Source organism: Planococcus sp. FY231025 (genome assembly GCF_052078085.1).
Taxonomy (GTDB): Bacteria; Bacillota; Bacilli; order Bacillales_A; family Planococcaceae; genus Planococcus.
Genome location: NZ_JBQJJG010000007.1, coordinates 306,966 through 319,994, shown reverse-complemented (window position 1 = coordinate 319,994; position 13,029 = coordinate 306,966). Strand labels below are relative to the sequence as shown.

Annotated in this window: 15 protein-coding genes; 6 read left to right on the top strand and 9 right to left on the bottom strand. The window is 50.6% G+C overall.

Annotation, left to right across the window (positions count from 1 at the left end):
* Window positions 1-102 precede the first annotated feature (102 nt).
* Complete coding sequence (locus ACTL32_RS11405; protein WP_441341600.1) at window positions 103-963, bottom strand: PPK2 family polyphosphate kinase; 861 nt, start codon at window positions 961-963, stop codon at window positions 103-105.
* A 118-nt stretch (window positions 964-1,081) separates the two neighbouring features.
* Entirely contained in the window at window positions 1,082-1,534 is a 453-nt protein-coding gene (locus ACTL32_RS11400; protein WP_441341668.1) for an MEDS domain-containing protein, read from the bottom strand.
* A gap of 354 nt (window positions 1,535-1,888) precedes the next feature.
* Here ACTL32_RS11400 and ACTL32_RS11395 point away from each other — a divergent pair, with 354 nt between their 5' ends.
* Genes ACTL32_RS11395 through ACTL32_RS11380 form a run of 4 tightly spaced genes read left to right on the top strand, consistent with a single transcriptional unit; the run spans window position 1,889 to window position 4,176 of the window.
* On the top strand, window positions 1,889-2,311 hold the full coding sequence (locus ACTL32_RS11395; protein ID WP_441341599.1) for an SRPBCC family protein: 423 nt from the start codon (window positions 1,889-1,891) through the stop codon (window positions 2,309-2,311).
* A gap of 23 nt (window positions 2,312-2,334) precedes the next feature.
* A complete protein-coding gene (locus tag ACTL32_RS11390) occupies window positions 2,335-2,565 on the top strand; it encodes a helix-hairpin-helix domain-containing protein (RefSeq protein WP_441341598.1) in 231 nt (76 codons plus the stop codon).
* A complete protein-coding gene (locus ACTL32_RS11385; RefSeq protein WP_441341597.1) occupies window positions 2,565-2,942 on the top strand; it encodes a YidH family protein in 378 nt (125 codons plus the stop codon). Before ACTL32_RS11390 ends, ACTL32_RS11385 begins: the two co-directional genes overlap by 1 nt.
* A gap of 16 nt (window positions 2,943-2,958) precedes the next feature.
* Window positions 2,959-4,176: an EAL-associated domain-containing protein gene (locus tag ACTL32_RS11380; RefSeq protein WP_441341596.1), complete on the top strand. Its 1,218-nt coding sequence runs from the start codon at window positions 2,959-2,961 to the stop codon at window positions 4,174-4,176.
* 48 nt (window positions 4,177-4,224) lie between these two features.
* Here ACTL32_RS11380 and ACTL32_RS11375 read toward each other — a convergent pair whose 3' ends face one another.
* On the bottom strand, window positions 4,225-4,689 hold the full coding sequence (locus tag ACTL32_RS11375; RefSeq protein ID WP_441341595.1) for a putative immunity protein: 465 nt from the start codon (window positions 4,687-4,689) through the stop codon (window positions 4,225-4,227).
* Between the two features lie 44 nt (window positions 4,690-4,733).
* Entirely contained in the window at window positions 4,734-5,483 is a 750-nt protein-coding gene (locus tag ACTL32_RS11370) for a phosphatase PAP2 family protein (RefSeq protein ID WP_441341594.1), read from the bottom strand.
* A 138-nt stretch (window positions 5,484-5,621) separates the two neighbouring features.
* On the opposite strand from ACTL32_RS11370, the gene ACTL32_RS11365 reads away from it, so the two are divergent.
* Window positions 5,622-6,167 (top strand): hypothetical protein, encoded by a 546-nt coding sequence (locus tag ACTL32_RS11365; RefSeq protein ID WP_441341593.1) that lies wholly within the window; start codon window positions 5,622-5,624, stop codon window positions 6,165-6,167.
* 4 nt (window positions 6,168-6,171) lie between these two features.
* Here the strand turns inward: ACTL32_RS11365 and ACTL32_RS11360 are convergent, their stop codons facing one another.
* The 3 genes from ACTL32_RS11360 to ACTL32_RS11350 form a co-directional block, all read right to left on the bottom strand.
* Window positions 6,172-6,723: an MFS transporter gene (locus ACTL32_RS11360; RefSeq protein ID WP_441341591.1), complete on the bottom strand. Its 552-nt coding sequence runs from the start codon at window positions 6,721-6,723 to the stop codon at window positions 6,172-6,174.
* Window positions 6,720-8,150 carry an FAD-binding oxidoreductase gene (locus ACTL32_RS11355; RefSeq protein WP_441341590.1) on the bottom strand — a complete coding sequence of 477 codons (1,431 nt, stop codon included), beginning with the start codon at window positions 8,148-8,150 and terminating at the stop codon, window positions 6,720-6,722. Before ACTL32_RS11355 ends, ACTL32_RS11360 begins: the two co-directional genes overlap by 4 nt.
* Before the next feature lie 104 nt (window positions 8,151-8,254).
* Window positions 8,255-9,199: a hypothetical protein gene (locus tag ACTL32_RS11350; protein ID WP_441341589.1), complete on the bottom strand. Its 945-nt coding sequence runs from the start codon at window positions 9,197-9,199 to the stop codon at window positions 8,255-8,257.
* Between the two features lie 252 nt (window positions 9,200-9,451).
* Here ACTL32_RS11350 and ACTL32_RS11345 point away from each other — a divergent pair, with 252 nt between their 5' ends.
* Window positions 9,452-11,269, top strand: a complete 1,818-nt coding sequence (locus ACTL32_RS11345; RefSeq protein WP_441341588.1) for an LTA synthase family protein — start codon at window positions 9,452-9,454, stop codon at window positions 11,267-11,269.
* A 232-nt stretch (window positions 11,270-11,501) separates the two neighbouring features.
* On the opposite strand, the gene ACTL32_RS11340 is transcribed toward ACTL32_RS11345, so the two are convergent.
* Entirely contained in the window at window positions 11,502-12,134 is a 633-nt protein-coding gene (locus tag ACTL32_RS11340) for a CPBP family intramembrane glutamic endopeptidase (protein ID WP_441341587.1), read from the bottom strand.
* Window positions 12,131-12,925, bottom strand: a complete 795-nt coding sequence (locus ACTL32_RS11335) for an alpha/beta fold hydrolase (protein WP_441341586.1) — start codon at window positions 12,923-12,925, stop codon at window positions 12,131-12,133. Before ACTL32_RS11335 ends, ACTL32_RS11340 begins: the two co-directional genes overlap by 4 nt.
* Window positions 12,926-13,029: the final 104 nt, after the last annotated feature.

Sequence of the window (13,029 nt, the reverse complement as noted above, 5' to 3'; positions counted from 1 at the left end):
ATATTTTTGAAAACAATCTGTTTTCTGATTTATCAGATTTCTATCGTTTTATTTCATATAAAAACCGCTATGGCATCAGCTGATTCCATAGCGGCTTTTCCTTTATTCGTTTTCAAGCTCGCGGATTGCTTCTTCAAGCTTCTTCCGCTCTTCGCCGGCGATTTCCGGGAAGCTCGGGTTGATCTTCCCAAGCACATCGGCCATCACTTCTGCAACGATATAGCGCGAATACCATTCGTTGTCTGCCGGCAATACATACCAAGGGGCATAATCCTGGGAAGTATTGTTCAGCATATCTTCAAAAATATCCTGATAGCCGTCCCAATATTCGCGCTCCCTGACGTCATTAAAGGAGAACTCCCAGTTTTTAGCCGGATCCTTCATGCGCTCGAGAAGCCGCCGTTTCTGTTCTTCTTTGGACATATTGAAAAAGAATTTGACGACAGGGAAGCCGTTTTCCACCAGATAGCGTTCGAAATCATTGATCTGGCGGTAGCGCGCTTTCCAGATGCCTTCATCGATCAGCTCATCCGGGAGCGGCGTCTCGCCAAGCAGGTCATGCACCCTCGGCGCAATCACTTCTTCATAATACGACCGGTTGAAAATGCCGATCTGGCCCCGCGCCGGCAGCCCTTCCCGGAAACGCCAGAGGTAGTCGTGCTTCAGGTCATTTTCAGACGGCTTTTTGAACTGCGATACCTTGATGCCCTGCGCAGTGAGATTCGAGAAAATATACGTAATCGCTTCGTCCTTGCCGGCCGCATCCATCGCCTGCAGGACAACAACCACTCCTTTTTCCTCTTCTGCATGGAGCTTCAGGTGCAGCTCTTTCATTTTTTCAATGGTTGCCGGAATCCGCTTTTCGCGCAGCTCTTCGTCGCTGTAGCGCTCTTCTTCGGAAGTTGGATACTTGGACAATTCCACTTTTTCATCGGGCTTCACTCTATATTTTTCAATATCCATCTTCATCCTCCTCGGATAGCTTTTGTCATATGTACAGCCTTCCTATTTAAATACCCGGCTGAGAAATAGCGAAACGAAAAAAACCATTGAATCGGCTGATTCAATGGTTTTGCTGTCTTTAATTAGCCATATTCCGCGTCTCCAGAAAAGACGCCGTTTCTGAATCCGTCATATAATAGTTATGCAATGCCAACAATTTCTTTTTCAAATTGTCGTGCATCCGGCTGGCATCGTAGGCACAGACTGAAATGCCCTTCGTTTCCGAAACCAGTTCTTCCAAAGCGGTTTCATACGCTGCAATTTCCTGTGCTATATCCTGGTCGTCTCCCCATTCGATGTGGCCCCAAGTGCGCACGTGGCCACCCGGCACTTGGAATCCACCGGTTATCTCGACGAAATGGGCCAGAATGGTTTCCGGATGGAAGCTTCTGTTTTTCCAATAGAACGTGAAGTTGTCCACATAATGGACTTTCTCCAATTGTTCAGCGGTCAGCCGTTCTTCAAGCTGTTGGCGCACCATCGGGTAGATTCTCATGTTTTCGACAAACATCACCTGGTCGCCTGCAAGAATTCCCTATTCGACAAATGCCACTGCTTTTTCGATGTATTTATCCAATTGTCTCGAGCAATAAAAGATATGCTTTCCTTCTTTTTGCTGCTGAATGGCTGTTTCCTGCCTAAGATCTCCAGTCAATGTAAATTCCTCCTAAGCGCTCGCTGTTCGAAGCCAATTACAGCGCTTCTGCTTCAAATACCTGTTATCTACTATCCCTGTAAAGGAGGATAAAATAAAATATTTGGACACGCCGAACAAAGTGAAGCACTCCCTGCTTTGCTCCAGGACGCCCTTGCATAAGGGACAGGACAATGGCACAATAATTGAAAACCTCTTCCGCCCATGCGAAAAGAATAAGGAGGCAGCGGCATGCACACCATGACGAAAATGAAAATTGAAAAACCGGCATCCGAGCTGTTCGAAGCGTTCACCGACCCGGCAAAAATCGGAGGCTTCTGGTTTTCTTCCAGCTCTGAACGCTGGGCACAAGGAAAATCCATCCTGCTCCGGTATGATGAATATGACGCAGAAGGCACGATCAACATCCGGCAGCTTGTAGCCGATCGGCTGATTGTTTTTGAAGACGATAACGGGCATACCGTCACGATCACCTTTGAGGATGCCGGCCCTTCCTCCACCATCATCGCTGTAAAAGAAGAAGGTTTCCGGGAAAAGGATGACCGCTTCCTCGATGAACTGCTCGACAATAAGGAAGGCTGGACCTACACGCTTGCCTGCCTGAAGGCATTTCTTGAATACGGCGCCAATCTGCGTGCTGCACTTGTAAAATGACAACTAACCGGGAGGGATGACAGATGAATGGCTCCAAGAGCAATTTGCCCGAAGGACTCGGTAAACCGGCAGAACGTGCACTCGCTGCCGCCGGCTACTCGCAATTGGAAGATCTTGCACAAGCCAGAAAGGAAGACCTTTTGAAACTGCACGGCTTCGGCCCGAAAGCGCTCCGCATTTTGGATGCCGCATTAATAGAGAAAGGGCTGGCCTTTGACTCTGATTTGCCAACTCCCCGAAAGGAGCAAGACTGATGGCGCGCCGTCCACCCCCCCAAAAGAAAAACCAGCTCATATACACGCAGCAGCACTTGGCCAATGAGCGCACATACCTTGCCTGGATCCGGACCGGCATCTCTATCGTCGGTGTCGGCTTTCTGGCGACCAGCCTGCATTTCACCATGGGCTCCACCCGCAATCAATTCGTGGATGTCTTCACGATCGCCCTGGGCATTTTCGCTTGCATCTTCGGGCTGGTCATCATTTTCACATCCACACAAAACTATAAGAAAAAACGGCAGCAAATCATCAATGAAACGTTCTATCCATCCAATATGCACATCACGCTTATTTCATCGATGCTTGCTGTCGTAATCGTCATGGTCATCATTTATTTCTTCATGATCATGTAGCAAAGGAGGACCTGCCATGGACCCGTTATATATTTTGGAAAATATGGACAAAGTGAAACCGGCGTTCCAGCCGATTATCAGTGCCGTCAACCATTCCATCAGCGGCTACGAGGTGCTCGGCCGGTTTGATGAAGGCGGCGAGTTGAAGAGCCTCGGGGAATTTTTCCACGACGCTGATGTACCAGATGATTTCAAAGCTGAAGTGGACCGGCACCTTCTCGAATCGGCGATTGCAACAATGATCGAAACCGGCGCAGCCGGCTCGCTCTTCATCAACCGCAACGCCAAACAACTTATGATCAACAATGGGGAAGATCTGCTCCATACCTTGAATGCATTCAAGGAGAAGGGCTTTCCGATGGAGCGGATCGTCCTGGAAATCACCGAGCATGATTTCGATGAAGACTTCGACGTCCTCAGCCACCTGCTCAGCTACTACAAGACGTACGGCATCCAAATTGCTGTCGACCATGTGGGCGCCAAAAGCTCCAATATCGATCGCATCCGCCAGCTGCAGCCGCACATTCTGAAAATCGACACTAGCATTACGCGCAACAACCAAACTGACATCTACGAGGATGTCATTTACTCACTGGCGCTTCTCGCCCGGCGGATCGGCGCGAAGCTGGCCTACGAGAACATCGAAGACAAACACCAGCTGTACTTCGCCTGGAAACACGGCGGCCATTATTACCAGGGGTTTTATTTGGCAAGACCGCAGGCCGCTCCTGTACCGTCTGATTCAGTCGCGGTCAACGTCCGGGAAAATGTCCGGGAATTTGTCCACCGCGAAAAGGTGCTTGTTGAAGGCCGCTACTCGTTCGCTCGGCTTTGCGAAGAAAAAGTGAAAAAGCTCCAGCCGACCTGGCAAGGGCCAGAGCAGGCTGATCGGTTCATCTCCACCCTTACCGGACCATTCGATGAAGAAAGTTTCCGGATGTACATATGCCGAAGCGACGGTGAACAAGTTTCCTCGAACTTCCGGAAGCGCGGTGAGCACTGGGAGGTTGAACCGCTCGTCAAAGGCGCCAATTGGTCGTTCCGTCCGTATTTTCTGGAAAACATCATGCACATGAAGACATGGCACCGGGGCATGCTTTCCGACACCTATTCCGATATCGAGACAGGCGAAACCGTCCGCACGTTCAGCTACCCGCTGTCAGATGAATATTTCCTATACATCGACATCAGCTATTCCTTCATTTTCGAAAACGACTTTCTTTTCATGCAATAGACGCAGAAAAGCAGGCCAGGGGATTTATCCTTGGCCTGCTTTTCGCTTTTATTCGTTTGGATAATTGCGTTTAATATCGTTCAGCCGTTCGAGCTGCCATTGGCGTTCCGCTTCTACAGCCGTTTCGTCGAAACTTGAAGCGATGGCCGCCGCTTTTGCCGCATAAGTGGATGCATGGATGGCATGACCCGCCAAATGGGTTGTCGATACAGCTTGCCCGGCTGCCCTTGCAGCCGCGATAGCAGATTCATCCTGCGTTTCCCTTGCTGCTGCGTGCGTAGCGAAAGCCGATTTTCTGGCATCCCTGACTCCGATGTCGCCTTTCAGCCAATTGCGTGCCGCATCGATCGCTTTTCGCGGTCGGTCATCGTTCGGATATTTTTCTTCGTACAAGGGCAATGTGTGTTCCGCACAGTCTGCTGCCCAGCGGACTGCCTGAAGATGGCCGATTGTTTCCAGCATTTCTTCGATGGTTGCTTTCGTCTCCGTGTCTGTGAAATTCTGCTCCGGCATATCCATTCCACCTTCTATTTGTAGTTTCATTCAACTCTTTAAGGCTATCTTTTTGCCGCAGGCAGCCTTTCTGCGATGGCTCTGAATACCTTGGCCACGAATCCGCGGATCTCGTGTACCGGGCGGACTTGGCTCCGGCTTTGCCACTGGATCCATTCGAGTGCGAGAATGCTGAGGATCAGCCAGATGGCTCCGGCAAAATAGCCGGCCAGCACATCGCTCGGAAAATGCGCCCCCAGATAGATGCGGCTGAGGCCGATCAGGACAACGAGCACAGCCATAAGACTGATGGCCAGGCCTTTGACGAGTTCATTCACCCGGCTCCGCATGACGAAGTAGATGATGAATCCGTAGAAGATTAGGGAACCCATCGAATGTCCGCTCGGGAAGCTGAACCCGATGGCGTCTATTTCCGGATTGATCGACGGCCGTCCGCGTTCGTACAGGTTCTTAAGGAGCGTGGTCAAAAGTCCGCCGCCCCCTACTGCCAGGATAAAGAACAGGATGCCCCATTTATCTTTGTGCTGCGTCCATAAATAAAGGATTGTAGCAATCGAGAATGCCGACAAAAACCAAACCGATCCCAATTCTGTAATGACAATCATGAGGATGTCGAGTCCATCACTGCCGATCGAATTGAAAAAACCGATGATCGAAGAATCGAAAGACCAGGCTTCCTGCTCCAGGGCTTCTTCTGCAATTTCGGTGAAGACTGCCAGAAACAGCATCGACAATCCGAGTCCGATGGCCAAAATAAGCACTGCAATGCCGACCTTTGTATTTTCTTTGATCATTGAATCGCCCCTTAATCTAAATCTAAAACTGATTAATATATACCCCGCTGAACAGAAATTACTCTCCAAATCAGACTTGACTTTATGTAGATTTGCTTCTTTAATTCTGCCACAATCAATGGAAAGGGGTGAAACGATATGGATCAGAAAATAAAAATGTTATTTGAGGATTCCCGGTCTACTGACAAAGAACGGATGTATTCATCCTATCTAGCCATTTTGGAGGCTACAGAACAGCCAGTCGATTGGGCTTACGAAGTTTGGGACGGGCTTGTTGCCGGCCTTGGCCATAAGGACAACCATCAACGTTCACGGGCTGTCCAATATTTGGCGAACTTGGCGAAAAGCGACCCTGACAAGCGGATGCTTGAAGATTTCCCGCGGATCTGGGTTGTAACGAAAGACGAGAAATTCGTCACGGCCCGCCACGCCGTCCAATCCATGTGGAAAATCGCACTCGCCGGCCCGGAACAAAACGAACTGGTCACCATTCACCTGAGCGACCGTTTCCGCAATTGCGAAGAAGAAAAAAACGGCACGCTGATCCGTTCGGATATCCAGCAGAACTTCCGGAATATCTACGATGTGCAGCAGGACGAAAATTTAAGGCAAACCGCTCTGCAACTGATTGATTCCGTCGATGACCCGAAATACAAGAAGAAATATAAGGCGATCTGGAAATAATAAATCAGTTTTTAGCCAGCGGTTTGCCGGCAATGTTCATTGCCATGATGCCGCTCCACGCAAAAGCGAGCGAAGCGATGTAGAAAATGCTGGCGATGGTCAGGAAATCGACCAGATAACCGGTCGCGATGACAGCCAGCGCTGCGGCAACCGATGTCCATATATGGTAATTGCCAATCTGCTTGCCTGCTGTGTCTTTCGAGACGTAGCGGGCAAGAACTGTTTTTTCGGAGTTTTTCTGGACCGCACCAAGGACCCCCATGACAATTTGCAGAACGTAGACATGCCATATTTCAGCAGCCAGCGGAAAGAACAGCAGCGTCGCTGCCATGCCCCACGAATACACGGCAAGCAGTGCCTTGTCGCCGATCCGGTCGGCCGCTTTGCCGATCAGCGGGTAACAGAGCGCAGACGTCAGGGCGAAGAGCCCGTATGCCCAGCCGAACTGGGCATAGCTGTTTCCCACATTTTTGAGCAGCAGGATATAGAACGGGAAAATCATCGCCGAAGCCATGCCGACAGTTCCTTGATATGCGATAAAGCGCTTATGGTTCATTGCTTGTACTCCTCATAAAACATATTCATAAAGCGGTGGTCCGGGTCAAACCGGTCTTTCAATCGGAAGAATTCTTCTGTCCGTGGATAGGACTGGGCCATCTGCTCCCTGGTCGGATAGCCGTAATATGGTAAATAATACGTGCCTCCATGGTCCAGCGTGATGTCGACCATTTCTTGCACCACGCGTTCTGTACGGGCCACCCCTTCCGCATCCGCCGTCTGGTTGATGAGAAGCACAAGTGCGAACATGTCCTCTCTTGCATAGGACAGCACGGCCTTGTCATTTTTGCCGACATAGCGGATGGTGACATTTAAAAGATTGAAATCCTTTTCTTGCTCGAGCAGTGCTTTCAGGTCTTTGATATACGCGCTAAAGCCTACGACCGGCACAAAGTACTCCTGGAGGATTTCGGTTTTGGTGCTGCTGTCGTATTCCATGAATTCGGAGTCCGAACGCATGGCATTGTTGCGGGTAATCAGCTTGCCCTCGACTGATTCGGCATACGCCTTCTGCGTCTTCCAGAACGTTTCCTTTCCCCCATCGCTTAATCGGGCAAGCCCCAGGATCATCTTCGGCGCGGCAATCAGACGGTCTTCCTTCAGCTCCTGGTACCTGGCCATTGCGGATTGATCTTTTGCCGTGCGGTAATTGATGGCGTACATTTCTTTCATAAAGGAATCGGGAGCGATTGAAATGCGTGCTAAATGCATTTTTACCGCTCTATCCCCCAAGACCCGATCCGTGAAATACGCACTGTACTCATCGTAATCAAACCGGTCGGACTCCATCTCGTACAGGGCATCATCCACCAGTTTGAACGTCACATCCAAAATGATGCCGAACAATCCGTATCCTCCGACAACGGCATGGAAAAGTTCAGTGTTTTCGGTATGGCTCAATTGGAGGATTTCCCCTTCCGCATTCAAGAGGCGCAGCGATTCAACGGTGTCGATCATCCCGTTGTTCCGGATATCGAGGCCATGCGCCTGAACGCTGAGCGAACCGCCGATTGTGAAGATGTTTTGCGATTGGCTGACTCCGAGTGCGAGCCCGTATGGATTGATATATTCCTGGAGATCGTCCCACGTCGCGCCGCTTTGGGCAGTGATGGTCTTTTTCTGTTGGTCGAAATCGAGGATTTTATTGTATGGCTTCATGTCGAGCAAAATGCCGCCGGGGTACAAAGTATGGCCGCCCTGGCTATGCTGCATGCCGGCGATGGAAAGCACATCCCCGTCCTTTTTGGCATCCAGAACCATCGCCTGCAGCTCCGATTCATCGGTTCCGGCTTTCACCGCTTTTATCTCGACGGGCAGGAGGCGGTCATGGGCTGCCGGGTCTGCGCTTTGCTGGGCTTGAAAATAGAAATAGGCAGACAAGCCGAAGAGGCACAGATAAATTCCTGCCGCTAGATATGGTTTCATGTTAATCCCCCTGATCCCCTTACTGGACGCTTTCCTCCATTTTACACAAATTCCCTTTGCATGGTTATAGGCAAAAAAATACGGCACCTTAAAGCGGCGCCGCCCTACTCTTGTTCATGCAGATAGTGTTCCAATTCGGCCAGGAAACTCCCTGCCAGTTCTTCCGTGATGCGCTGATTCACTTCCGTGAAGTCCGCTTCAAGCTTCCGGCTGATTTCTAACGGGAGTTTGGCTGCCAGCTTTTTCGGAAGCGTATAGACCTCATAGGTCAGGAATGCGGCTACAACCGGCAGCAATACATAGGCAGCCGGTATGCTGACAGCAACTGAACCGATTCCGATAATGAGAGCCAGTGCTTTGGCGACAGCTGTTTTCGCAATGGCAGCGATGCCGATTTTCGCCAGTGCGCCCAATACGATGGGTTTGACAAACGATACGATTCCTGAAGAAAAGATGGCCTTCCCCATATTCAGGATCACTGCTTTATAGGACGCTTTCCCTAAAATAGCGGCAACTTGCTTGAACGCACTCACCATCGTTTCCGATGTCAATTTCCCCAACACGGATTTGGCCGTCTTGCCTGCCTGTGTCTCCTGCTCCCGAAGCTCCATGATTTTCTGCAAATCCAGATTGTCGTATAAAAGGCGGTGCGCCTCGTATTCATCCTGGATTTCGCTGAGCCGTTTTTCAACACCGGCCAGCACTTCCTTCAAGCGCTTCTCGTCCGAATAAAAAGCGATGAATTGTTCTTCCACCACTTTCGTGATTAGCGGCGTCAAATAACTGTCGATGGCAAAGCCGTCCACCGGTTTATTGGCGATGAATGCCAGCAGCGATTTGGTGTATTCCCGGGTAGGCTTCGGCAGGAGCATCCGCTGTATATCCCCGGCCTTTCTCAATTTCAGCGTCAGCAGCTTCCGGTGATCCAACGCCGCCAGTTCTGCTTCCAGTGTTTTTTTGATGCTGCTGAACAGCAGCGGACTGTCCCGCATATACAGTTCGCTGAAAGTTTCTGCATCCAGAAGATCTGCCAAAACCGCTTTTTCCATGCCCCCACCTCCGTTCGTCTATTCCCCTTTACCCAAATTTGCGCTTCGCTAGCAGCAAAACATTGAAAAGCTGCCCTCTTGCCCCTCAAAAATCTTGTAGAACCTTCCTGCGCCAATGGTCATTGGAAATATGTACAAATTAAGGAATCGATCCTTTGCATGTTTCTGGCTTTCTGAAAACAGGTAAATATATAGAAAACGCCTGAATTCCTTCTATAAGAATTCTCCCGCGTTTAGTCCGGGGGTGCACTTATGAAATTTCTCGATTATTGGAGCTATCTGCTATTGTCGCTTGCCAAGATTTTTCTATTCAGCATCCTGACAGCGAGCGCATTCAATTTTAGCTTCCTGCTCATCAATCTAGCCGCCATCCTGGTGATGACGAGCTGGGCGCTTTTGGTGAAAACACGCATCCGGAGATGGATCTTGATGACCTCGCTGTTTCTTCATAGTACGCTCCTCATCTCAGACTTATGGTATTACCGGTATTTTGAAGACCTGCTCTCCGTCGCCCTCCTCTCAGACATCGGGCAGATGGGAGATGTCGGAGGCGGCTTTTTGACCTTGATCCAAGCAAAGGACTTCCTGTTCTTTGCAGATCTTCTCTTGTTTGCAGGAGTCCTGCTTTATCTGCGGAAGCATCCTGTGCCTGCAGATAAAAGCCGCTCGCGTTTTGCTGCGGCTGCCGGGTTTATTGTCGGCGTGGTCGGTTTCGCAGTGCCTTTGGCCTTGAGCTATGCGAACGGTGAGAATTGGATTGCGGATGAACCGATTTCAAACATGCGCGAGTATTACCAGCTCGGTTTTTGGGGCTACCACGGTGTTGATGCCGCCCGCGGAATTGGCGATACACTCAACATCGGCGGCGAAGTGACAAAAGAAGAAACCGCAGCGATCCAAGAACTGAACGGCGAAGTCATAGAAGCGGCAGCTCCAGGGACGAATGTCATCATCCTCCAGCTTGAATCGTTTCAGACCTCTGTGATCGGCCAGGAAATCAACGGCCAGGAGCTGACACCGAACTTGAACCGGCTGCGCGACGAAATGCTGTATTTCCCGAACTTTTATCACCAGACCCATGAGGGCCGCACGTCCGATGCGGAATTTGTCGTGAACACTTCCCTGCATCCCGTGAAATCCGGTTCCGTCTATACACAATATGCGGACAATGAATTCGATGCCCTGCCGGAGCTCCTCAAAGAAGCCGGCTACGACACGGCAGCGATGCATGCCTTCGAGAAGGATTTCTGGAACCGCAACGATTTCTACAAAAAAATCGGCTTCAATCAATTTTTCAGCAAAGAAGATTTCCCGGAAAAAGAAGATATCGGCATGGCGTTGAACGACAAAGATTTTTCCACGACTTCCGTCCAATTGATGGAAGAGTTGGATGAACCGTTCTATGCCTTCATGGTCGCGTTGACCAGCCACATCCCGTACGAGATCCCGGAAGAGGAAAAGCGGCTCGACTTGTCGGGTTACAGCGACCCCTTATTGCAGAACTACTACCACACCGTCCATTATGTCGATGCGGCAGTCGGACTGATGATTGAACAATTGAAAGAGAACGGCAAATGGGACGATTCGCTCGTGGTTTTCTATGGCGACCACGACAGCGGATTGACGGCCCCGCAGGATGAAATGGCACAAAAAGCAAGCGCTGATTCCCCAGTGGAATTGTTCGCTCTTGACCGCTCTGTGCCGCTCTTCATCAAGCCCGCCAACTTGGAGTCGGGCCGGACCGTTGAAGAAAACGGCGGCCAGATGGATATCGCACCGACCGTACTTGAGCTGCTCGGCCTAACGCCGCCTTACATGCTCGGCGAGTCGCTTCTTGACGGCGAACCGAACTTGACGGTTTTCCGGGACGGTTCCTACCGCTACGGGAGCCTATACTATGCACCGGATTTGACCCGCCCGAGCGGCAGCGGCAAGTGTTACTCCGTTGAAACCGGCAGCGAAGTGCCGCTTGGCGATTGCCAAAACCGGATCGGCGAAGCTGCTGAACAATTGCGCTTGTCGGATACGATCATCGAAGACGATGCACTGGCTGAAATCCAAGACAACTAGACAAAGGGACTGCTGTCCATTGCGGCGCAAGCTGTCCCGCTGGAAAAACCGATGCTCCTGCATCGCTACGCTGCTTCGTCGCAAACAAGTTGGCAGAAGTACCTTCGGCCAACTTGCTCGCCGCCTCCATTCCCATCAGCCATTGTAGAATAAAGAAAAGGCCAAGGGTGGAAAAAGCAATGCTTTTTCTCCTCTGGCCTTTTTGTTTTGAGCTTTTTGGACAACCCCTTTTTCATCTGACGATAAACCAATAGACGCATATAATCCCGAAGTCCGACAACATGTGGCTGATGATCGCCGCGGTGATGGAACCGGTTTTCTCCCGGATCAGCGCCCAGAACAGGCCGGCGGCAAATACAGGAATAACAGCTACCAGACTGAATGTCAGGGAGAAAATCGGGATGATGGTGATGAGGTGGTACAGCGTATAAAAGGCAGCGGTTGTCAGGATGGTGAGATTCGCCGACATCTTTGGACGGAGTTTTGTGAACATATAGCCTCGCCAATAAAACTCTTCAAGGATGGGATTGGCCACCAGCAGGACCAGGATCAGCAGAACCTCTCCCGAACCGGTAAAGCCCCAGTCGAGCAAAAGCCGGCGCAGGGCCTCCAGGTCGAGCAGGTAAACATGGAGCCAGCTCAATCCTCCGAAGATGAATACGAAAAACAGCAGCCCGCTTCCGATGCCGACCAGCAGTGCCTTTTTGGTCAGCTTGAAGCGCTCTTTCGGCGGCAGCATATCAATCAGCGGCACACCAAGGAGCCAGCTGTAGAACAATAGAAACGTAATCGCCACGTTCTCGAACAACTGGAGCCCGACAAAAATCATCAGCGCCGGCCCGATCAAACGGCTGAATGTCTTCATACGGCTTCCCCTGCCTCCTTTTCAGACATAGATGCCAAAAACCGGTGAACAGCTTCATTGAATTTTTCGAAGGACTGCGGAGGCACTTGGTGGGTGCCTTTCTCGATGAATACGACCTGTGTCTGCGGCGCAGCCCTTTTAAACGGGATGCAATAATGGTGCATCGGCGTTTCGAGGGAACCGTAGACGAGCAGGATCGGCATCTTCAATCGGTAAAGCGAATGCGTGGAATTGTAGATGAGGCCTGCCTCGCAATACTCCGCAGCACGCTGGCCGTCCGCTTTTTTGCCGTACTTATATATTCGCTGTTCGTCTTCCGGAAAGCGCTTGTTCAATTTCGCCTGGAGCTTTGCCGCCATCGGAATCTGGCCTAAACGCGCCATCCATCTTACAGAATTGACGAAGAATTTCGGAGTAAAATTATTCAATTCGGAAAAGCCGCCCGACAAGATGAGTGCATGCGTCCGTTCCGGAAAGAGCAGCGCGAATTCCTGCGCAACCAGGCCCCCTTGCGAATAGCCGCACAGCACCGCTTTTTCGATTCCCAGCCGGTCGAGTAGTTTTTTCAGGTCATTCGCCAGGAGGTCGATTGTTATCGGCAATTCGCCTTTCGAACTTTGCCCGTGCCCGCGGAGGTCATAGAAAATCGTCTGATACTTAGCGGCAAGGGGTCTCTGGTGCATAAAAACATTATGGCCCATCACAAACGGGTGGATAAAGACAATGGGCAGCCCCTCTCCTTCAATTTTATAAAACAATGAAACCGAGTCATCTATCCTGGCATAGGGCATCGCAAAACCTCTCCTAACCGAAATATATTGCTTGTTCCTCTACGATACCCTGAGCGAGCTGCCGCTAAAACCCGCTATTCACTCCGGCATTCGGGCTATGGAGT

Coding starts and splice junctions, on each gene's coding strand:
- ACTL32_RS11390 (WP_441341598.1), top strand. CDS start 2,335: ATGAATGGCTCCAAGAGCAATTTGCCCGAAGGACTCGGTAAACCGGCA.
- ACTL32_RS11395 (WP_441341599.1), top strand. CDS start 1,889: ATGCACACCATGACGAAAATGAAAATTGAAAAACCGGCATCCGAGCTG.
- ACTL32_RS11335 (WP_441341586.1), bottom strand. CDS start 12,925: ATGCCCTATGCCAGGATAGATGACTCGGTTTCATTGTTTTATAAAATT.
- ACTL32_RS11350 (WP_441341589.1), bottom strand. CDS start 9,199: ATGGAAAAAGCGGTTTTGGCAGATCTTCTGGATGCAGAAACTTTCAGC.
- ACTL32_RS11375 (WP_441341595.1), bottom strand. CDS start 4,689: ATGCCGGAGCAGAATTTCACAGACACGGAGACGAAAGCAACCATCGAA.
- ACTL32_RS11345 (WP_441341588.1), top strand. CDS start 9,452: ATGAAATTTCTCGATTATTGGAGCTATCTGCTATTGTCGCTTGCCAAG.
- ACTL32_RS11380 (WP_441341596.1), top strand. CDS start 2,959: ATGGACCCGTTATATATTTTGGAAAATATGGACAAAGTGAAACCGGCG.
- ACTL32_RS11370 (WP_441341594.1), bottom strand. CDS start 5,483: ATGATCAAAGAAAATACAAAGGTCGGCATTGCAGTGCTTATTTTGGCC.
- ACTL32_RS11385 (WP_441341597.1), top strand. CDS start 2,565: ATGGCGCGCCGTCCACCCCCCCAAAAGAAAAACCAGCTCATATACACG.
- ACTL32_RS11405 (WP_441341600.1), bottom strand. CDS start 963: ATGGATATTGAAAAATATAGAGTGAAGCCCGATGAAAAAGTGGAATTG.
- ACTL32_RS11340 (WP_441341587.1), bottom strand. CDS start 12,134: ATGAAGACATTCAGCCGTTTGATCGGGCCGGCGCTGATGATTTTTGTC.
- ACTL32_RS11355 (WP_441341590.1), bottom strand. CDS start 8,150: ATGAAACCATATCTAGCGGCAGGAATTTATCTGTGCCTCTTCGGCTTG.
- ACTL32_RS11360 (WP_441341591.1), bottom strand. CDS start 6,723: ATGAACCATAAGCGCTTTATCGCATATCAAGGAACTGTCGGCATGGCT.
- ACTL32_RS11365 (WP_441341593.1), top strand. CDS start 5,622: ATGGATCAGAAAATAAAAATGTTATTTGAGGATTCCCGGTCTACTGAC.